Genomic DNA, 20897 nt, shown 5'->3' with positions numbered 1-20897 from the left:
TCACCGACAGATGATCAATCCGGAGAACAGCAAATGAACGCAGCCATCCGTCTTCCGGTCGAGCAGGCCTACGCCGCCGAGTTGCAGGCGCTCTCGCGCAACGACGACCGGCAAAAGCCCGCCGGATGGAGCCTTTCGCCCAAGGCGGTTCTCACCTATCTGCTCGGCGGAAAGGCCGATGACGGGACGCTGATAACGCCCAAATATGTCGGCCGCCGGCGGCTGATGGAGACCGCCGTGGCGACGCTCGCCACCGACCGCGCGCTGTTGCTGCTCGGTGTTCCCGGCACGGCCAAGTCCTGGGTGTCGGAGCATCTCGCCGCCGCCATCATGGGTGACTCGACATTGATCGTGCAGTGCACGGCCGGCACCGACGAGAACCAGATCCGCTATGGCTGGAACTACGCGCAGCTTCTTGCCAAGGGCCCGAGCCAGGAGGCGCTGGTGCCGACGCCGCTCTACCGCGCCATGCAGGACGGCAAGCTGTGCCGCCTCGAGGAACTGACGCGCATGGGGTCGGATGTGCAGGACACGCTGATCACCGTGCTGTCCGAAAAGATGATGCCGATCCCGGAACTCAACACGTCGATCTACGCGCAACGCGGCTTCAACATCATCGCCACGGCCAACAACCGCGACAAAGGCGTCAACGAGCTGTCATCGGCACTGAAGCGCCGCTTCAATGTCGTCGTGCTGCCGTTGCCCGAGGACATGGCGGAGGAAGTGGCGATCGTCTCGAAGCGGGTCGGCGAGATGGCTGGCGGTCTCGACCTGCCGGTGCCGAAGAATGTCGGCGAGGAGATCGCCCGGGTGCTGACCATCTTTCGCGAATTGCGCTCCGGTGCCACATCAGACGGCAAGGTCACGTTGAAGACGCCGTCCGGTTCGCTGTCCACGGCGGAGGCCATCGCCACCATGGTTGGCGGCCTCAGCCAGGCGGCCTGGTTCGACAGCGGCAAGCTCGGCGCCGAAGGCCTGGCCGCCAGCCTTGTGGGCGCGATCATAAAGGATCCGGTGCAGGACAAGCTGGTGCTGGAGGAATATCTGGAAACCGTGCTCAAGAAGCGGCCCGATTATGCCGGCTACTATTCGGCGTTGAACGCGGCGATCTGACGCCATGGCGCTGAGCGACGTTTCCTACTTCGGCATACGCCATCACGGGCCCGGCTCCGCCGACAGCCTGGTGCAGGCGTTGCAGGACTTGAAACCGGTCGCCGTGCTGATCGAAGGGCCGGCCGATGCCTCCGCGCTGCTGCCGCTGCTTGCCCGCCCTGAGATGCAGCCGCCGGTGGCGCTGCTCTGCTATCCGGAAGACGATCCGGCCTCGACGAGCTTCTGGCCCTTCGCCGAGTTCTCGCCGGAATACCAGGCGGCCCTGTGGGCTGTCGGCAACAACGCGGCCTTGCGGTTCATCGACCTGCCGTCATCGGCCCGGGTTGCGGCGGTTGATGATGCTGAGGATGCTGATGCCGGCGAAGCGGAACCCGGTGTCGACGAAGGGACGGCTCAGCATGTGCGTGATCCGATCGGGACGCTGGCGCAGGCGGCCGGCTATGAGGATGGCGAGAGCTGGTGGTCCGATATCATCGAGCAGAATCCGCAACCGGGTCCCATCTTCGCCGCGATATCCGATGCAATGACGACGCTTCGGGACGGCGAAGGTCCGCTTGCCGAATTCGAGGCCCGGCGTGAAGCGCATATGCGGCTTGAAATCATCGCCGCGCGCAAGGAATTCGAGGGGCTGATCGCTGTCGTTTGCGGCGCCTGGCATGTGCCTGCATTGCAGGCGACGCGGCCACAGAAGGACGACCAGGCGCTTCTCAAAGGGCTCGCCCGGCGCAAAAGCACGATGACCTGGGCACCATGGACGGGGCCGCGCCTGGCGCTAGGCTTCGGCTACGGTGCGGGCGTCGTAGCGCCCGGCTGGTGCAAGCATCTGTGGCAGACGCGTGGGCAAGGCGGAGCCTCGGTCCTGTGGCTCGCGCGCATCGCCACAGTGCTGAGGGCGAAGGGGCACATGGTCTCGACCGCCTCGCTGATCGACGCCGAACGGCTGGCCCGTGCGCTGGCCGCAATCCGTGAGCGGCCAAAGCCTGGCTTCGAGGAATTGCGCGACGCCGCAATCGCCGCCCTGTTCAACGGCGAAGCGCTGCTGTGGGCGCTGGTGGAAGCCGAACTGCTGTTGGGCGCGGATGTCGGTGAAATTCCGCCCGACACGCCGCTGGCGCCGCTGATCGAGGATCTGCAGCGCAACCAGAAGGCGGCGCGGCTGAAGCCCGAGGCGCTGGAGCGCGAACTGTCGGTCGATTTGCGCAGCGAAAGCGGGCTGTTTCGTTCGACATTGCTGCACCGGCTGAACGTGCTTGGCGTGTACTGGGGCAAATTGACCGACAGCGGACGCAGCCGCGGCACCTTTCGCGAGCGATGGGCGCTCTCGTGGGAGCCGGAATATGCCGTTCGCCTGGTCGAGAACCTGATCTACGGGCCGACCATCGAGAAGGCCGCCAATGGCCGGCTGATCCAGATGATCGGCGCGGCGACATCTCTCGACGCGCTGGCGGGACTGGTTCAGGGCGCCATCACGGCGGACCTGTCGGAAGCGTCGACCGCAGGTCTCGTGGCGTTGGAGGAACGAGCGGCGCACAGCAGCGAATGCCTGGAAATCCTGGCATCGGTGCCGCCGCTCGCCGACATCATCCGCTATGGCGAGGCGCGCAAGACGGAAACGGCCCGCCTGTCCGGTCTGCTGGAGCGGCTGATCATCGAGGGCGGGATCGCGCTTGCCTATGCCGCCCGCGACCTCGACGCCCAGGCTTCGGCGGCGCTGGTTGGCGCGATGCGCAAGGCCGATGAAGCGATCACGCTCGTCGAGCCCGGACAGGACGTGCTGGACGCTTGGCGCAACGGACTGGCCGCGGTGCTCGATGGATCGCGATCGACGGCGCTGGTCGCAGGCTGCGCCGCGCATCTGCTCTACGAAGCCGGCCATCTGTCCGCCGACGCGGCGGCGGGCCTGATCGCACGGCGCCTGTCGCCGGGAACGCCGGTCGCGGAGGCGGCAGGGTTCTTCGAAGGCTTCTTCAGCACCGCCGGCCAGCGGCTCATCTATGACGAGGCGTTGCGCGGCGCGGTCGATGCCTGGCTTACATCCCTCGACGAAGATGCCTTCATTGCGCATCTGCCGCTGCTGCGCCGGGTCTTTTCGCATCTGGACTCGATGGAGCGGCGGCGGTTGATCGAAGCGGTGCTCGGCCGCGCCGCGCGCCTGCCGGCCGGACTCACTCCGACACCCGATGGTGACGACGCGTGGCGTCGCCATCTGGAACGACTTGGACCGTTGCTGAAGGGCGGGAACGGCAATGGATGACGAGGCCGAAATGCGCGAACCGGTCCAGGCGGGCGACGAACGGGAGCGCCGCTGGCGCCTGGCGATCGGCGCCGATGACGAAGCCTCGTCAGCGCTTTCCGATACCGACAAGCGGCTTTCGGCGGCGCTCGACGCACTCTACGGCGATGGTGCCGGCGATGCGGCCGCCGATCCGCGCAAGCGGCGCGGCGGGCTCGGCCGCTCGGCGCCTCGGGTCGCGCAGTGGATGGGCGATATCAGGTCGTTCTTCCCGGCGCAGGTCGTGCAGATCGTCCAGAAGGATGCCTTCGAGCGCCTCAACCTGAAGCAGATGCTGATGGAGCCCGAGTTCCTCAAGGCGATCGAGGCGGACGTCAATCTCGTTGCCGACCTGATTTCGCTGCGCTCGGTCATGCCGGCCAAGACCAAGGACATCGCGCGTACGATCATCGCCGACATCGTCGCCAAGCTGATGCAGCGGCTGGAGCAGAAGACGGCCGAGGCGATCCGCGGCGCGCTCGACCGGTCGCAGCGCACCAACCGGCCACGCCAGCGCGATATCGACTGGTCGCGCACCATCTCGGCCAACCTTCGCCACTACCAGCCCGAGCATAAAACCATCGTGCCGGAGAAGCTGGTCGGCTTCCTGCGCAAACAGCGAAGGCTGGTCGATCTGGACGAGGTCGTGCTGTGCGTCGACCAATCCGGCTCGATGGCAAGCTCGGTGATCTACGCCTCGATATTCGCCGCGGTGATGGCCTCCTTGCCGGTCGTGCGGACCAGGCTCGTCTGCTTCGACACGGCCATCGTCGATCTCACAGAGGAACTCAGCGATCCCGTCGAAGTCCTGTTCGGCGTGCAACTGGGCGGCGGCACGGACATCAACCAGGCCGTCGCCTATTGCGCGGATCGCATCGAACGGCCGACCAAGTCGCATATGGTGCTGATCACCGACCTTTATGAAGGCGGCAACGGTCAGGAATTGCTGCAGCGGCTTGCCGCGCTGGTTCGGTCCGGCGTCAATGTCGTGGTGCTTCTGGCGCTGACCGACCAGGGCAGGCCCGGTTACGACCCCAAGATGGCCGGTTCGGTGGCAGCGCTCGGCGTTCCGGTCTTTGCCTGCACGCCGGATCTGTTTCCAGACCTGATGGCGGCGGCATTGCGTCGCGAGGATATCGGCGCATGGGCGGCCGGCGCCGACATCAAGCTGGTTCGCGCCGAGGCAGACACGCCGGAGTGAAACACAGCACAATAGCCTCCAGAGCCGCCAGGGGATGTGCTTGGCGACTCTGGATGGTTGATCGAGCTCAGCCGAATTTCGGGTCGAGGCTGCCAGACTTGTAGCGCTTGGCCATTTCGGCGACCGGCAGCGGCTTGATCTTCTGCGCGTTGCCGGCGGTGCCGAACTGCTCGAAGCGCTCCTTGCAGAGCTTCCTCATCGCCGCCATCGCCGGCGTCAGATATTTGCGCGGATCGAACTCGCTCGGGTTCTCGGTCAGCACCTTGCGGATCGCGCCGGTCAGCGCCATGCGGTTGTCGGTGTCGATGTTGATCTTGCGCACGCCGTGCTTGATGCCGCGCTGGATCTCCTCGACCGGGACGCCCCAGGTCGGCTTCATCTGGCCGCCATATTTGTTGATGATCTCCTGCAGATCCTCCGGCACCGAGGACGAGCCGTGCATGACCAGATGCATGTTGGGCAGCCGGCGGTGGATTTCCTCGATGACGTTCATCGCCAGAACCGCGCCGTCCGGCTTGCGCGAAAACTTGTAGGCGCCATGGCTGGTGCCCATGGCAACCGCCAGCGCATCGACATGGGTGTCCTTGACGAACTCCACCGCCTGTTCCGGGTCGGTCAAAAGCTGGTCGTGGCTGATCTCGCCTTCGACGCCGTGGCCGTCTTCCTGTTCGCCGCCGCCCATCTCCAGCGAGCCGAGCACGCCGATCTCGCCTTCGACGGACACGCCGCCCCAATGCGCCATGTCGACGACGCGCCGGGTGATGCCGGAATTGTAGGCGTAGTCGGCCGGCGTCTTGCCGTCTTCCTTCAGCGATCCGTCCATCATGACGGAGGTGAAGCCGTACTGGATCGCGGTGACGCAGGTGGCTTCGTTGTTGCCATGGTCGAGATGCATGCAGACCGGAATGTCGGGGTGGATTTCGACCAGCGCGTCGATCAGCTTGGCCAGCACCACGTCATTGGCATAGGCGCGAGCACCACGGCTCGCCTGCAGGATGACCGGCGACTTGGTCTCCTCGGCGGCCTCCATGATGGCGAGGCCTTGTTCCATGTTGTTCATGTTGAAAGCGGGTACGCCGTATCCGTATTCGGCGGCGTGGTCGAGCAATTGTCTCAGTGTTATGCGAGCCACCCAATAGTCTCCCGTATCTGGTTTCAAGCGCAACGTCGCGGGCCGGCCGGTCACCGGTCGGCCCGTGATGCTTCTGGCCGGATTTCAGGCCAACCGCAACCTTCTGCGGTCCTGTCGATCGCAATTCTTGTTGCAGGGCTGAAATCCGGCCTGTTTTGATGTCTCAGGCCGCGATCAATTCCCGGGCCGCCAGGATCTGCACGCAGGCATCGGCCGCTTCCTTGCCCTTGACGGTGAAGTGCTCGAAGAAGAAGCGGTGATGCTCGGCGCTGTCATGGTAGTTGTGCGGTGTGAGCACCGCCGACAGCACCGGCACGCCGGTCGACAGCTGCACGTTCATCATGCCGTCGATCACCGCGCTGGCGACAAACTCATGCCGGTAGATGCCGCCATTGACGACGAACGCCGTGCCAAGGATCGCGGCATAGCGGCCGGTCTGAGCCAAGGTCTTGGCGTGCAGCGGAATCTCGTAGGCGCCGGGCACGTCGAAGACATCGACGGCGAAGCGCTCACCGCCGAGCAAGGCCAGCTCCGCCTCGAAGGCCCGCACGCACTGGTCGACGATGTCGGCATGCCAGCGCGCTCTGACAACGGCGATGCGGGTTGTTTCATAGTCTTTGTGGGAATGCTGATTCATGGGTCCATCCTTCCGTTTCGAACCAGAATCAGGACGCACGATACAAAATCCGGCCCGCCAAGGCGGTCCGTCTTTCGTTTCGCTCTCTTCCATCCGGACTCTAACCGTCGGCTCCGGAATCACACCGGATCTGCTGACCTCTCCGGCAAACCGGAGAGCGCTCGCGGGCTTGGGTCCCGCGCATGACCCCGAAAACCGAAACCGGTTTTCGGAAAGGAATCATGCGCAACTGAGAGTCCTTACCGCCGGTGGGGACTTTCACCCCGCCCTGAGAACTTTAACGCCGGTTGTATGGAAGGGCAGGGCGCTGCTGTCAACCGCGTGAAGGTCCTGGCCCATCACGTTCTGTCGACTAAGGTGTGTTGAGATTCAGGTCAGGCCGAGTCGAAAACGGTGGATTCCGAGAACCGGAGCGGAGCGTACTTTTGGTACGTGAACACCGGAAGCGCAGGAAGCCGCCGTTTGCAGGCCGGCATCACCTGAATATCAGTACACCTTAGCGCCATGCCGCCGCTGCAGCGGCAACCAGCATCAGCAATGCCGCAACCGCCGCGCAGGTGGCAAAGCCGAAAGTCGAATAGAGCGGCCCGAAGCCGGTGGTGCCGACGAACACCGCCAGATAGGTCACCGCGCTGTTCAGGCCCATGATCGTGCCGCGCCGCGACGGATCGAGCGCCGACAGGCGCATCACCAGGACGTTCAATCCGAAATGATTGGCAAGCCCCCAGACCGCCACCATGGCGATGGTCAGGCCGAAACTGCCGCTTGTCGCGGCCATGGCGACATAGACGATGGCGACAAGAAGATAGGCGAATGGCATGACACGGCGCGCGCCCAGGCGATCGATGACGCCGTCGAGGAGGGCAGCCGTGCCGAAGCCGATGCCATAGGCGAGTGCTGCCCAGCCGTTGGCGCTCACCGGTCTCCCCAATCCGCTGTGAAGGTGATCGCCGAGATAGCCATAGACGCCGTAGAAGGCGGTCATGAAGGCGGCACAGGCGATGAGCAGCGGCACGATGCCGGGAATGCCGAGCGCGCCCAGCGGCGTCGGCGCCGGACCGCTCTTCCTGGTGTCGCTCAGCGACGTCATTGTGAGACCGGCCAAGGCAATCGTTGCAAGCAGCGCTACCGCGGCGAAAACGGCGCGCCAATGCACGAGATCGGCAAGCACGGCCGATAGCGAAACGCCGGCGACCATGCTGAGCGTCCATCCGGTCAGCACGACGCCGATCGTGCCGCTTTCGCGGCCCGGCGGCGCGATGGCCGCCGCACTCGCATAGATAGCCGGCATGGCGATACCGGCAGCGATACCGGCGACAGACTGGGCCACGACCAGCGCCGCGACCGTCGGTGCCGCGGCACTGGCGACGAGTGCTATCGCCAGCAACAGCAAAGCGCCCTGCAGCATCCGGCGGGCGCCAACCCGGTCGATGTAGCGCGCCAGGAACAGCGCGCTTGCGGAGGTGCCGAGGCCGAACGCGGCGGCCGCAATCATGACCACCGGCACGCTTGTCGCAAACGACGAGGCCACGGCCGGAGCGATCGGGCCCAGGACGAGCGAATTCGAGCCGATCACGGCGATGCAGCCGGTCAGGAGATAGGCGAGGGCCGGGATCGGCGCCCGCGCGGTCAATGATGCAACTTGATCGGTGTTCGACATATGACCATAATGACCGTATTAAATTCAGCAGCAATCGAGGATTTCAACATGGACGAAGAAACAGATGGCATTCTGCAGAACAGGTCTGCGGCCCGTGAGCTCGACGCAATTGACCGAAAAATATTAGGCGTTCTGGTCGATGACGCGACGGTCAGTTATGCCGAACTCGGTGATCGTGTCGGGCTTTCACCGCCGGCCGCGCATGAGCGCGTCAAGCGCCTGCGGCGCAGCGGCGCCATCCGCAACACAGCCGCCATCATCGATCCCAAGGCGGTGAAGAAGCCGTTGCTCGCCTTTGTCCATATCGACACCAGGGGCTGGGGAAAGACGCCGGAACTGATGGCGGTTTCGCAATATCCGGAAGTCGAGGAAATCCACACCGTCGCCGGTGACACCTGCATGTTGCTGAAGGTCCGCACCGAAGACACGAGAGCGCTCGAAGGGCTTCTGGCACGCCTCTACGAAACGCCGGGCGTCACCTCGACGCGCAGCTATGTGGTCCTGTCGACCTATCTCGAGCGGCCGGTGCAGCCTGGCGTCACCGCGCAGTGGCCGACGCCCAAGCATATGGCCGAGCCGCTCTATTAGGTGGCTTGCAGTCAGATCTGGCCGCGCTCGGGAAACATCGCCTTCAGGCCCTCGCGTGACGCCTTGGCGACACCGCGTTCGGTGATCAGGCCGGTGACCAGTCGCGCCGGCGTCACGTCGAAGGCCGGGTTGGCCGCCGGCGTCGTCTCGGGCGAGATGCGCACCTGGGCGATCTCGCCATCAGAGGTCTTGCCCCAGACCAGCGACACCTCGTCGGCCGAGCGCTGCTCGATCGGGATCTCGACCAGCCCGTCATGCACCGTCCAGTCGATGGTCGGCGACGGCAAGGCGACATAGAACGGCACGTGATTGTCGGCGGCGGCGAGTGCCTTGAGATAGGTGCCGATCTTGTTGCAGACATCGCCGTCGGCGGTGGTGCGGTCGGTGCCGACGATCACCATGTCGATCTCGCCGCGCTGCATCAAATGGCCGCCGGCATTGTCGACGATCAGCGTGTGCGGCACGCCATGGCCGGCCATCTCCCATGCGGTCAGCTGGGCGCCCTGGTTGCGCGGCCGCGTCTCGTCGACATAGACGTGGACCGGAATGCCGGCCTCGGTCGCCAGATAGATCGGCGCGGTGGCGGTGCCGTAGTCGACGGTCGCCAGCCAGCCGGCATTGCAATGGGTCAGGATGTTGACGGGTTCACCCTTCGGCTTGCGCGCCGCGATCGCCTTGATGATGGCGAGGCCGTTCTCGCCGATGGCGCGGTTGAGGCCGACATCCTCGTCGGCGATTTCCCTGGCCCGCCGATAGGCAGCTTCGGCCCGTTGTTCGGGAGGCAATGGCCGCAGGAAGCGCCGCATCTCGTCCAGCGCCCAGCGCAGATTGATCGCGGTCGGCCGCGTCTCGTGCAGGGTCTCCCAGACCGCGTCGAGCGCGGCGTCCGACGGATCGTCGGTCATCTGCATGGCGACGCCATAGGCAGCGGTGACGCCAATCAGCGGCGCGCCGCGCACCCACATGTCGCGGATGGCGGTGGCGATGCCGGCCACGCTGCCGATCCTTTCGACGCGGAAATCATGCGGCAGCCAGCGCTGGTCGATGATCTCCACCGAACGCCGGTCGTCGCTCAACCAAATGGTGCGATAGTGGCGGTCGCCGACGTTCAAATGCTGCTCTCCTGTTCGATCAGCGCGGCCAGGGTGCTGACCTCGTCGATGCTGTGGATCTGGCGCCGGTTGACGGCGAGGTGACGGCCGAATTTCAGCGCCTTGGCCTCACAACTGGCGCGCAGATCCTCGTCGGCAATGGTCTCGAAATCGGCATTGTGGGCAAGGCCGAGGATGCGCCGGTGGACCTCGATGCCGGCGAAGCCGAGCAGATCGGTCCAGATCTGGTGTAGCACATGGTCAAGCGCCTGTTCGGCGCCGAGCCTGTCGCCCTGATCCTCGAACAGGCTTTTCTGGTAGAGCATGCCGGTGCGCTCGGTGCGCCACAGATGCGAGAACTCAGCGCGGAACACGACCCAAGTCTCGACGGTCACCTCGAGCAGGTAGGCGCGCATGGCGTCGCGTTTGCCGCTCTGCTCGTGTCCCCGTTGCGAGAAGAACGACATCCAGAAATTGGCAAGCAGCATGCCGACATCGAACGCCATCGGACCGTAGAAGGCGAACTCCGGATCGATCATCCGGGTTTCCCTCTCGGTGACCATGATCGAGCCGGAATGCAGGTCGCCATGCAGCAGCGTTTCGGCATTGGCGGCGAAGCTATGCTTCAGCCGCTGCGCCTCGACCTTGAGGTCGCGGTCGGCGCGCAGTTCGGCGACGATGCCGTCCAGTTGCGGGCTGGTGTGCCGGTTCATCCTAGCGTCGAAATAGGGGTCGGAGAACACCAGGTTCTCGGTGATGTCGCAGAGTTCGACATTGTCGGCGAACAGCGCCAGATCGGCCTTGCGGTCCCTGGCAGCCATATGCAGGTCGGAGCCGCGGAACAGGGTGCGGGCCATGAACAGGCCGATATCCCGGGCAATGTTCGGCAGCTGCCGGCCTTCGATCAGCGCCCGCCGCAGGATGATGTGCGGCGACAGATATTCCATGATGATCAGCGCCTGGGCTTCGTCGAAGTGATAGATCGTCGGCACCGACCCCGGCGCGCGCTCTTCTTGCCGGGTCAGCGCATGGTATTCGAAGAAGGAGCGCTTGAGCGGCAGCGGCCAGCTGTCGCCGACCAAGCGGACATAGGGCAGGGCCTGCTTGACCACCGCTGCACCGCTGGCGCCTTCGACGATGAACACCAGGTTGAGGTTGCCGTCGCCGACCTCGCGGACCTTCCAGGCGCTCGTGTCCTTGCCGATCTTCGCGCGCAACGCCTCGTTGTCGCCAAGGCGGCTCGGGAGCGTCTCGACCGACAGTGCTTCGAACGGCAATTTCTGCGTCATCGTCATCCTCTCGCTTATGCGCTCCGAACATAACGGAGGCATGGCGGCCGGGCCAAGCTAGGAAGCGATCTGGCAATTGTCAATCGTGTTGACAATTGCCGATGTAGCCCATAGCGTCATGTCAGGGAGGAACGTATGGTCGGCGATGCCGTGTTCCGCGCAGAGGGGCTGAGGAAATCCTTTGGCCATAACGAGGTGCTTGGCGGCGTCTCGCTGGAACTGCATGCCGGTGAAGTGACCGTGCTGATGGGCGCCAACGGTGCCGGCAAATCCACCCTCGTCAAGATCATCAGCGGCGTCTATGAGCGCGGCGACGGCACCATGGTCCTCGCTGGTCAGGCCTTCGCTCCGGGAACGCCGGCGGAGGCGATTCGCGCCGGCGTCGTCACCGTGCATCAGAACATCAATGATGGTGTCGTCGCCGATCTCGATGTCGCCACCAATTTGACCCTCGACCGCTTGAGTGGCAGCGGTGCCCCGTTGCTGTTCAATCCGGCGCGCGTGCGTCGCGAGGCCAAGGCCGTTGCCGACCGCATGGGGCTGGCCATCGATCTCAGGGCGCGCGTCAGCGATCTTTCGCTGGCCGATCGCCAGATGGTGGCGATCGCCCGCGCGCTGGCGCATCAGCCGAAAGTGCTGATCCTCGACGAGCCGACCTCCTCTCTGTCCAGCGCCGAAGCCGATCGGCTGTTTGCGCTGATCGACAGGCTGCGCGAGCAGGGCGTCGCCATCCTCTACATCTCGCACCGCATGTCCGACATCAGGCGGCTTGCCGATCGTATCGTCTCGATGCGCGACGGGATCATCTCAGGCGCCTTCGACAAGAAACCGCTCGACTATGAAGGCGCGGTCAACGCCATGCTCGGCCGCAAGATTCACCTCGACCAGATCGTCGTCAGGGATTCGGCCGACATCGTCCTCAAGATCGAGGGTTTGCGCCTGGCGCAAGGCGCCAGGCCGATCTCGCTGACGCTCGGCGACGGCGAGGTCGTTGCCATCACCGGCCTGGTCGGCGTCGGCAAGACGGCGCTGGCCGAGACGCTGTTTGGCGTGCGCAAGCCGCTCGCCGGCACCATGGTGCTGAACGGCAAACCCTATGCGCCGGGATCGACAGCCGAAGCGATCGCCGCCGGCGTGTTCCTCGTTGCCAAGGATCGCGGCGAGAACGGCATCGTCGGCAGCTTCAATATCGAGCGCAATGTCAGCCTGCCGTTCTTGAAGCGCATGTCGAATTTCAGTGTTCTCAAGCGCCGCCTCGAACGCGCCACCGCTCGCCAGCAAATCCGGGAGCTCGGCATCGTCTGCCGCTCCGAGAAGGACGAGATGTCGGAACTGTCGGGCGGCAACCAGCAGAAGGTTATGGTCGCACGCTGGATGGCGCAGGATGCAGGACTGTTCATTCTCGATGAACCGTTTCAGGGCGTCGACATTTCCGCCCGGCGCGACATTGCCGCCAAGCTGAGAGCGAGTGCAAACGGCCGCGCCACGCTGCTGTTCGTCACCGAGCTCGACGAGGCGCTGGAGACGGCCGATCGCATCCTGGTGATGTCCGAGCAGACCATCGTCGGCGAACACCGCAATGCCGATGTCGATCTCGATCGCCTGCTCGCCGAGGTGGCGGGCGGACCGCTGCACAGCGCCGCCTGAGCGCGGCGGCAAATGGGAATTGGAATGGAGAGACCATGGGTTCGAGTTGGGTAAAAATCGCAGCGGCGCGCGGGAGCGCTGAATGACGCTGCGCGACTACGCTATCCGCTACGGCTTCATCGTGCTTTTGTTCGGGCTCGTCGCCTATTTCGCGATCGCCGCCGACGGTTTCGTTTCGCCGCAAAGTGCTGTTTTCATCTTCCAGTCGGTCGCCATCACCGGCGTTCTGGCGCTCGGCGTCACCGCCACGCTCGTCGTCGGCGGCTTCGACCTGTCGATCGGCTCGGTCGCCACATCAGCCATGATGGCGGCGGCCTATGTCATGGTGGTGCTGGAACAGAACGCTCTCGTCGCGGTCGTCGTCTGCCTGCTGATCGGCGCCATTGTCGGTCTGATCAATGGCTGGCTGATCGTCTACATGCGCGTGCCCGATCTCCTGGCGACGCTCGGCATGATGTTCCTGCTCGTCGGTCTGCAGCGCATCCCGACCGAGGGCCGCTCGATCGCCACCGGCATGACCATGCCGGACGGTTCGGTCGCCAATGGCAAGTTCAGCGACGCCTTCCTGGCGCTCGGCCGCCACCGCTTCGACTTCTTCATCCCGAACCTCATTCCGGTCTCGGTGGTGGTGCTGCTCGTGCTCGCCGTGCTGATCTGGTTCTTCCTCGAATACACGCGTTTCGGCCGCATGATGTATGCGGTCGGCAGCAACGAGCGCGCCGCCGAACTCGCCGGCGCGCCTGTCAAGGCATACAAAATCTGGGCCTACGTTATTTCAGGAGTTTTTGCCTCGATCGGCGGCATTTTGCTCGCCGCCCGGCTTGGACGCGGCGACATCGCCTCGGGTAATAATCTGCTGCTCGACGCTGTCGCCGCGGCGCTCATCGGCTACGCGGTGCTCGGCGCCGCCAAGCCGAACGCCTTCGGCACCGCCGTCGGCGCGCTGTTCGTCGGCATCTTGCTGCAAGGCCTGACGATGATGAACGCGCCCTACTACACGCAGGATTTCGTCAAGGGCGTGGTTCTGGTCGTCGCCCTTGTCTTCACCTTTGCCCTTTCGGGCCGGGGCAGGAGGTAGCTTTTCGACCGGAGAGGATTTTGGGTTCAACAAGAGTGGAGGAAACAAGGTGAACATCACAAGAAGACTTCTGGGGAAGGTGGCGCTCGGGCTGGCCGGCGCAACCATGCTGATGCAATTCCCGGCGCTGGCCGCGGACAAGCCGGCGCCTTTCGACAAGCCCGGCGTCAAGATCGCGCTGGTGCGCTATCTCTCGACCGGCGACTTTTTCCAGGCCTATCTCAGTGGCGTCGAGGCGCAGTCGAAGGCGCTCGGTATCGACCTGCGCGTGCTCGACAGCCGCCAGGACGCCGCCCTTCAGTCCGACATGGTCGACCAGGCCATCGCGCTTGGCGTGCAGGGCATCATCATCCAGCACGGCCTGACGGAATCGATGAAGGACGCCGCCCAGCGCGCGGTCGACGCCGGCATCAAGGTGGTGGCTTTCGACGTCAACGTCGAGAACCCCAAGATTCCGCAGGTCGAACAGTCCGACCGCGACTTGGCCCGCCTCGCTCTCGAGCAGGCGGTCAAGGACAATGGCGAGAGCTGGAAGGCCGGCTATGTCTATGTCGCCGGCATCGCGCCGCTCGACCGCCGCAACGAGACCTGGGTCGACGTCAAGAAGAAGCATGCCGGCATTAACGAAGTCGCGATGTTCGGCACGCTCGACAACCCGATCGCCAATTCCGTCGCCAACCAGGCGCGTTCGGTGCTGTCGGCCCACGCCGACATCAAGGTGATGTTCGCGCCCTATGATGAATTCGCCAAGGGCGTGAAGATCGCCGTCGACGAGGCGGGCCTGAACAAGGGCATCAAGATCTACTCGGCCGATATCTCGACGTCGGATATCGCCGCGATGCGTGAGCCCGACAGCGCCTGGGCGGCAACCGCCGCGACCAACCCGGCCGTTGTCGGCCAGGTCTCGGTGCGCGCGCTGGCACAGCTGCTCGCCGGTGAAGATCCGGGCCACAACGTCGTCGTGCCGCCGACGCTGATCACCCAGAAGGACCTCATCGACAAGGACATCAAGAACATGGAAGACCTGTCTGCCAAGCTGCCGCAATTCGCCCATGCCGATGTCGCGATGCCGGCCTGGATGCCGAACCCGAACGCCAAGTAGGGTTCAGCCGAAGACAAAAGAAAGAGCGGCTCTCGGGCCGCTCTTTTCAGATTTGAAGTCTTCTCCCGCAGCCTCTTTGTTAGGGTTTAGGCATACGCGCCTTACAGTCCCCTGGCGCGCGGCTGGGACTGTAAGGGCAAGACTTTGCCTACCGCAGCGCCGCCGCGATGTTGCCGCCGTCGACCGTCGTCACGTCGGCGGTGGTCCGGTCGGCCAGCGCGTGGTGCAGGAAGGCCTGCGCCACGTCCTGCGCCGTCACTTCCTGGCCGAGCAGATTGCCGGACATGTAGTCCTTCTCCGACACGCCGCGCGCGCCCGAGCGGCTGGCGATCATGGCGTCGGTCAAAAGACCCGAGCGGATGCGGTCGGCGTTGACGGCGTTCGAACGGATGCCATACGCGCCATAGTCGAGCGCGTATTGCCTGGACAGGAACAGCGTCGCTGCCTTCGGCACGCCATAGGCGCCAAATTTCGGCCCCGGATTGACCGCCTGCTTGGAGGTGTTGAACAAAAGCACGCCGCCGGTGCCCTGTTCGAGCATGATCCGCACGGCATTCTGCGCCACCGACTGGTGGGCGAAGAAATTGAGCTCGAAACTCCTGCGCAAAAGTGCATCGTCGAGCTCGCCGATGCGGCCTTCCCAGGCAGCACCCGCATTGGAGACCAGGATGTCGACGCCGCCGAACACGGCAACCGCCCTGTCGAATGCAGCACGCACCTGGGCCGGATCGGTGATGTCGGCGGCGACGCCGATCGAATTGTTGCCGGCCTTCTTCGCCGCCTCGGCCGCCTTTTCGGCGTCGAGATCGACGACGACGGCATGGGCGCCGTTGTCTGCGAACAGCTTGGCCGTCGCCGCGCCGATCGCGCCGGCACCACCGGTGATCAGCACCACCTGGCCGGTCAGCGGCTTCGGCTTGTTGGAGGCCAGCTTGGCCTGTTCCAGCGACCAGTATTCGAGCGGGAACAGATCGGCCTTGGCGAGCGGATGGAAACGGCCGACCGCCTCGGCGCCACGCACCGCCTCGATCCACATCTCGCCGACGTCGGAAGCGATCTTCGCGTCCTTCAGCGTGCGGCCGTGGCCGAACATGCCGAGCCCGGGCACCAGCGTCAGCCGCGGCATCTGGTCGAGCATGGTGCGCTTGACGTCGTCGAGGGCATCGTTGGTTTCGAAATAGGCGCGGTAGTCCCTGGCGAAGGCCTCGACGTGATCCTTGACCACCGCCTTGTAGTCGCCGACCTTGTCGGCGTCGGGCGCCGGCAGCGCCATCGGTCCGGTCTTGATGCGGATCGACAGATCGGGCGTCGACACGCCGCGTGCCGCATAGTCGGCGATGTCAGCCGAATTGATGAAATCGACGACCGCATCCGAGGTGCGAAAATCGCTGATCATGCGGTCGAAGCGGCCTTCGCCGCGTGCCACCGCGACGGCGCCGCGCAGCGTCGGCGCAATGGCGGCAGGTGTCGCGAGCCTTGCCGGCAATGCCACCTTTGCCGCCTTGGGTTTGCCGCTTGCGGCAATGAAGTCCTCGGCGACATTCACATAGTGGATCATGCGGTCGTAGGCCTGCCTGGCATCGTCGCCGAAGGTGAAGATGCCGTGCTTGTCGAGGATCAGGCCCTCGACCGTCGGATCGGCGTCAAAAATGTCGGCGGCCGCCTTGGCGAGGTCGAAGCCGGGCATGATGTAGGGCACATAGCCCATCTTGTCGCCGAACACCGTCTTCACCAGCGGCTTGCTATCCTCCTGGTCGACGATGGCCAGGATGGCGGTCGAATGGGTGTGGTCGACGAATTTGTGCGGCAGGAAGGCATGCAGCAGCGTCTCGACCGAGGGGTTGGGCGAGGACGGGTCGATGAGGTTGGCGCGTTGCAGGGCAACCATGTCCTCGTCGGCCAATCTGTTCAGCGCGCGCGCCTTGAGCAGCGGTCTGAGCTTGACCGCCGGCAGGCCCTGCGGCTCGATGACGCCCATGTCCCAGCCGCTGCCCTTGACGCACAGCACGTCCCACTCGTCGCCGACCAGATCGGTGGCCGTCGTCTTGCAGGAGGTGTTGCCGCCACCATGCAGGACCAGCCGTGGCTCGCCGCCCAGCAGCCGGGTCGTGTAGACGCGCAACGCCAGGTCGCGGCCGACACCTTTCCTTGCATAGTCGGCAACGAGTTTTTCGGCTGCGTCGTCGTTCCACAGGTTCTTCATGTTCGCTTCGTCCGGTTGTTGTCTTTGATGGGTGAAACAGGAATGCCGCGACGCTTTGATGACAATGCGCCGGCGAGGGAAATTTGTGTTCTCTAGGAGGCCTTTTCTGTGGTGGCTCCAGCATGATCCAGCAGCCGCTTCGCCATGCGTGCGCCGACCACCAGATGCGTGCAAAGTCCGCCGGCGATCGCCGCGAGCAGCGGTTCGAATTTGCTGTCCTCCTGCACGACCATCAGCCGCCTGGCGATGGCGCGCAGCGAGGCAAGCTCGGCCGAGATCACCCGGCGGTTGTAGCTGCAGTCGAGCACCTTGCCCTCGGCGTCGATGATCTGCCCGGCAATGACGCCGGCGGCGCCTCGGCTGCGCAGCTCCGCCATTTCGCCCGATGTCAGGGCGCCGCATTTGACCAGATGGCTGTCGGCGTCGACCGCACCGACCGAATACAGCGCCATGTCGCATTCACCGACGCCGGACAATTGCTCGCGGATCACCGGCTCGGCACGCAGCGCGCGCGCCAGCTCTTCCGTCGACAGCACCAGCGGCGCGTAGAAGTTGAGCCCCTTGGCGTTCAGCCGCCGCGCGATCTCCATCGTGCATTGGTCGGGCCGGTAGGAATAGGGCGCGCCGAGATTGCCGCACAGCTGCACCACGGTGACATCCTGCAGGTCGGCATAGGACATGATGTCGGCGATCGTGTAGACGGTGCGGCCCCAGGCGACGCCGATGCGATCGCCCTTCTTGACCAGCTCGAGAAAGACGCTTGCCGCCAGCACGGCGATTTCCGTCGACGGATCGGCGATATGGTCGTTTTCCGGCGCGATCCAGACGGTGTGGAGGCTCAGCGCATCCTCGAGCTTGCGCGCCAGCACATCGTCGGTGAAAAGCTGGGTCGAGGTCGAAATATTGACGATGCCGGTCTCGCGCGCCTTGCGCAGATACATGGCGACCGAGGCACGGGAAATGTTAAGCTGGCTCGCCACCTGGTCCTGCCGGAGGCCATGCGCGTAGTAGAGCCAGGCGGCCTTGTGGATGAGCTGTTCTGCCGGTCGGATCGCCATGCCGTCTCCTCGGCTGACATTATTCACGGCCTTCGACAAAAGTCAAACTTGCTGATTGTATCCGGCGCACGGGCCTCAACCGATTTGGCTGTTTGACGGGGGATGACGCCGGCGCGAGCCTGTGATTAGAAGTCTTCGATGGAATGGGAGGACGGGATGGGCAATCCTTACGAACAGGATCTCGACAAGAACGCGGCCAACCACCAGCCGCTGACGCCGCTGACCTATCTGGAGCGCGCGGCAAAGACCTATCCCGACCATGTCGCCATCATCCATGGCCGCCAGCGCATGGACTATCGCACGTTCTGGCGCCGGTCGCTGAAGCTTGCCTCGGCGCTCGACAAGCGTGGCATCGGCAAGGGCGACACGGTCACCGTCATGCTGTCCAACACGCCGCCGATGCTGGAGGCGCATTTCGGCGTGCCGATGACCAAGGCGGTGCTGCACTCGCTCAACACCCGCCTCGATGCCGCGGTCATCGCCTTCCAGCTTGACCATGCCGAGACCAGGATACTGATCGTCGACCGCGAGTTCTCTAGCGTCGTCAAGCAGGCCCTGGAACTGGCCAAGGTCAAGCCGCTGGTCATCGACTATGATGATCCCGACTACGCCGCCGACGCGCCCTATCCGAAGGGCGAGCGCATCGGCACATCAGACTATGAGGACTTCGTCGCAAGCGGCGACGAGGATTTCGCCTGGTCGATGCCCGACGATGAGTGGGATGCGATCTCGCTCAACTACACCTCCGGCACGACAGGCAACCCGAAGGGCGTCGTCTACCACCATCGGGGTGCTGCGCTGATGGCCTACACCAACACCATCCATGCCGGCATGACCAAGCATGCCGTCTATCTGTGGACGCTGCCGATGTTCCACTGCAATGGCTGGTGCTTTCCGTGGACGCTGGCCGTCCAGGCCGGCACTCATGTCTGCCTGCGCTGGGTGCGGCCGAAGCCGATCTACGATGCGATTGCCGATCACGGTGTCACCCATCTGTGCGGCGCGCCGGTCGTCATGTCGGTGCTGATCAATGCGAAGGACGAGGACAAGCGCGAATTCCCGCAGACCGTCACCTTCAACACCGCGGCTGCTCCGCCGCCGGAGGCCGTGCTGTCGGGCATGGCCGATGCCGGCTTTTCCGTCACCCATCTCTACGGCCTGACCGAGACCTATGGCCCGGCGGTGGTCAATGAATGGCACGGCGCCTGGGACGATCTCGAAAAGGGCGAGCGCAGCGCCAAAAAGGCACGGCAGGGCGTGCGCTACGCGGCCCTTGAAGGCCTGACCGTCATGGATCCCGAGACGATGCGGACGACGCCGGCGGATGGCGAGACCATCGGCGAGGTGATGTTCCGCGGCAACATCGTCATGAAGGGCTATCTGAAGAACCGCAAGGCGAGCGACGAAGCCTTTGCCGGCGGCTGGTTCCATTCCGGCGATCTCGGCGTCATGCATGCCGATGGCTACATCCAGCTCAAGGACCGCTCCAAGGACATCATCATCTCCGGCGGCGAGAACATCTCCTCGATCGAGGTCGAGGACGCGCTTTACAAGCACCCCTCCGTTGCCTCTTGCGGTGTGGTCGCCAGGGCCGACGACAAATGGGGCGAGGTGCCGGTCGCCTATGTCGAGCTGAAACCCGGCAAGGCGGCGACCGAAGCCGAGATCATCGCGCACTGCCGTGCGCTGCTTGCCCGCTTCAAGGTGCCGAAGGCGGTGATCTTCGCCGAAATCCCGAAGACCTCGACCGGCAAGATCCAGAAGTTCCGGCTGCGGGAAATGGCGAAGGGTACCTAACTTCGTCATCCTAGGGTGGAGCAGTCGCGAAGCGACGTCGCGGAAACCCAGGATCCATGCCATAACCTCACCGCCGTGCTCTAACGGTCGAAAATGGCTCGCCCCCGACAGTGTAAACTATTGATCCATCACACTCTTTGGCCGATGTCACGGCATGGATCCTAGGGTCTGCGCCGCGTCGCTGCGCTCCTTGCTTCGCCCTAGGATGACGAACGAATAGGCCTTTCGCCAATCGTGGGGCGCCGGTCTCGTTCTTCTCTGTCACCAGCTGTCACCAATCGTACAAGTACGTCGAAATCGCATTGACAGGTCGCTTTTTTCGATTTACGAGTGACGAAAATCGAAATTCGTCACTCGTAAATTAGCAGGAAGCTATGTCCGAAGCCGCCACCATTGTCGCCGACGCTGCCCGACAGGAGAATGTGACGCGCATTCTCGATTGCGCCGAGCGCCTGTTCCGGCATTACGGTTACGGCAAGACCAATGTCGCCGACATCGCGCGTGAACTCGGCATGTCGCCGGCCAATATCTACCGTTTCTTCGCCACCAAGGTCGAAATCCACCAGGCCGTCTGCGGCCGGATGCTCGGCGCCAGCTACAAGATGGCCTACGAGATTTGCCATCTGCCGATCAGCGCGGAGGAGAGGCTTCGGCGCTACGTCCATGCGCAATACAAGATGACGATGGAAGTCATGCTCGACGAGCAGAAGGTCCATGAAATGGTCATCGTCGCGCTCGAGCGGGACTGGGGCGTCATCGACAAGCATGTCGACAGCATTCACGACCTGTTCGCGGAGGTAATCCGCGATGGCATCGAGGCTGGTGAGTTCAGGGAACAGGATCCGGTGATCGCGTCGCGCTGCTTCGGCGCCGCCACCGTCATCCTGTGCCATCCGCAAATGGTGGCGCAGTGTCTTGCCAAGACCAATCGGGCGATGCCCGACGACCTCATCGACTATGCAATCAAGGCTTTGAAGAAATAGCGCCGCACGCGGGTGCCGGTGTCGACCACTCATCTCCAGTCGGAGT

General features: G+C 64.1%; 16 protein-coding genes and 1 riboswitch. Of the genes, 9 read left to right on the top strand and 7 right to left on the bottom strand.

Features of this window, described 5'->3' with window-relative positions:
* The first annotated feature begins 33 nt into the window (after nt 1-33).
* From ACFSQT_RS19820 to ACFSQT_RS19810, 3 genes are read left to right on the top strand one after another with little or no spacing between them, the layout of a single operon-like run.
* The gene (locus ACFSQT_RS19820) at nt 34-1113 is read left to right on the top strand and encodes an ATP-binding protein (protein ID WP_379021261.1); all 1080 of its coding nucleotides are present in this window, start codon (nt 34-36) and stop codon (nt 1111-1113) included.
* 4 nt (nt 1114-1117) lie between these two features.
* Nucleotides 1118-3367 carry a DUF5682 family protein gene (locus ACFSQT_RS19815; protein WP_379021259.1) on the top strand — a complete coding sequence of 750 codons (2250 nt, stop codon included), beginning with the start codon at nt 1118-1120 and terminating at the stop codon, nt 3365-3367.
* Nucleotides 3360-4586, top strand: a complete 1227-nt coding sequence (locus tag ACFSQT_RS19810) for a VWA domain-containing protein (protein WP_379021257.1) — start codon at nt 3360-3362, stop codon at nt 4584-4586. Before ACFSQT_RS19815 ends, ACFSQT_RS19810 begins: the two co-directional genes overlap by 8 nt.
* Nucleotides 4587-4653: 67 nt before the next feature.
* Here ACFSQT_RS19810 and fba read toward each other — a convergent pair whose 3' ends face one another.
* From fba to ACFSQT_RS19795, 3 genes are all read right to left on the bottom strand, one after another.
* Nucleotides 4654-5718 (bottom strand): class II fructose-bisphosphate aldolase, encoded by a 1065-nt coding sequence (fba, locus tag ACFSQT_RS19805; protein WP_184871534.1) that lies wholly within the window; start codon nt 5716-5718, stop codon nt 4654-4656.
* A gap of 163 nt (nt 5719-5881) precedes the next feature.
* Nucleotides 5882-6355 (bottom strand): 6,7-dimethyl-8-ribityllumazine synthase, encoded by a 474-nt coding sequence (locus ACFSQT_RS19800; protein ID WP_379021255.1) that lies wholly within the window; start codon nt 6353-6355, stop codon nt 5882-5884.
* A 77-nt stretch (nt 6356-6432) separates the two neighbouring features.
* Nucleotides 6433-6635: riboswitch (FMN riboswitch) on the bottom strand.
* Nucleotides 6636-6851: 216 nt separating this feature from the next.
* Complete coding sequence (locus tag ACFSQT_RS19795) at nt 6852-8015, bottom strand: MFS transporter (protein ID WP_379021253.1); 1164 nt, start codon at nt 8013-8015, stop codon at nt 6852-6854.
* A 48-nt stretch (nt 8016-8063) separates the two neighbouring features.
* Between ACFSQT_RS19795 and ACFSQT_RS19790 the strand changes: the two genes are divergently transcribed.
* Complete coding sequence (locus ACFSQT_RS19790; RefSeq protein WP_379021251.1) at nt 8064-8603, top strand: Lrp/AsnC family transcriptional regulator; 540 nt, start codon at nt 8064-8066, stop codon at nt 8601-8603.
* Between the two features lie 11 nt (nt 8604-8614).
* Here ACFSQT_RS19790 and mtnA read toward each other — a convergent pair whose 3' ends face one another.
* Complete coding sequence (mtnA, locus tag ACFSQT_RS19785) at nt 8615-9715, bottom strand: S-methyl-5-thioribose-1-phosphate isomerase (protein WP_379021249.1); 1101 nt, start codon at nt 9713-9715, stop codon at nt 8615-8617.
* Nucleotides 9712-10983: an S-methyl-5-thioribose kinase gene (mtnK, locus tag ACFSQT_RS19780; protein ID WP_379021247.1), complete on the bottom strand. Its 1272-nt coding sequence runs from the start codon at nt 10981-10983 to the stop codon at nt 9712-9714. Before mtnK ends, mtnA begins: the two co-directional genes overlap by 4 nt.
* Nucleotides 10984-11118: 135 nt before the next feature.
* On the opposite strand from mtnK, the gene ACFSQT_RS19775 reads away from it, so the two are divergent.
* The 3 genes from ACFSQT_RS19775 (at nt 11119) to ACFSQT_RS19765 (ending at nt 14810) form a co-directional block, all read left to right on the top strand.
* Complete coding sequence (locus ACFSQT_RS19775; RefSeq protein ID WP_379021245.1) at nt 11119-12630, top strand: sugar ABC transporter ATP-binding protein; 1512 nt, start codon at nt 11119-11121, stop codon at nt 12628-12630.
* A gap of 82 nt (nt 12631-12712) precedes the next feature.
* Nucleotides 12713-13708, top strand: coding sequence for an ABC transporter permease (locus ACFSQT_RS19770; RefSeq protein WP_379021243.1), 996 nt, complete (start codon nt 12713-12715; stop codon nt 13706-13708).
* Between the two features lie 49 nt (nt 13709-13757).
* Nucleotides 13758-14810, top strand: coding sequence for a substrate-binding domain-containing protein (locus ACFSQT_RS19765; protein ID WP_379021241.1), 1053 nt, complete (start codon nt 13758-13760; stop codon nt 14808-14810).
* Between the two features lie 148 nt (nt 14811-14958).
* On the opposite strand, the gene ACFSQT_RS19760 is transcribed toward ACFSQT_RS19765, so the two are convergent.
* Together ACFSQT_RS19760 and ACFSQT_RS19755 are read right to left on the bottom strand one after the other, a co-directional pair.
* A complete protein-coding gene (locus ACFSQT_RS19760) occupies nt 14959-17013 on the bottom strand; it encodes a bifunctional aldolase/short-chain dehydrogenase (protein WP_379021239.1) in 2055 nt (684 codons plus the stop codon).
* A gap of 92 nt (nt 17014-17105) precedes the next feature.
* Entirely contained in the window at nt 17106-18071 is a 966-nt protein-coding gene (locus ACFSQT_RS19755; RefSeq protein ID WP_379021237.1) for a sugar-binding transcriptional regulator, read from the bottom strand.
* 156 nt (nt 18072-18227) lie between these two features.
* Between ACFSQT_RS19755 and ACFSQT_RS19750 the strand changes: the two genes are divergently transcribed.
* Both ACFSQT_RS19750 and ACFSQT_RS19745 read left to right on the top strand, forming a co-directional pair.
* Nucleotides 18228-19868 carry an acyl-CoA synthetase gene (locus ACFSQT_RS19750; protein WP_379021235.1) on the top strand — a complete coding sequence of 547 codons (1641 nt, stop codon included), beginning with the start codon at nt 18228-18230 and terminating at the stop codon, nt 19866-19868.
* Nucleotides 19869-20242: 374 nt separating this feature from the next.
* On the top strand, nt 20243-20851 hold the full coding sequence (locus ACFSQT_RS19745; protein ID WP_379021233.1) for a TetR/AcrR family transcriptional regulator: 609 nt from the start codon (nt 20243-20245) through the stop codon (nt 20849-20851).
* The last annotated feature ends 46 nt before the right edge of the window (nt 20852-20897 follow it).

This window comes from Mesorhizobium calcicola, from assembly GCF_042682105.1.
GTDB lineage: Bacteria > Pseudomonadota > Alphaproteobacteria > Rhizobiales > Rhizobiaceae > Mesorhizobium > Mesorhizobium calcicola.
The sequence above is the reverse complement of the archived record's forward strand: the minus strand, read 5'-3'. Positions and strand labels throughout refer to the sequence as shown.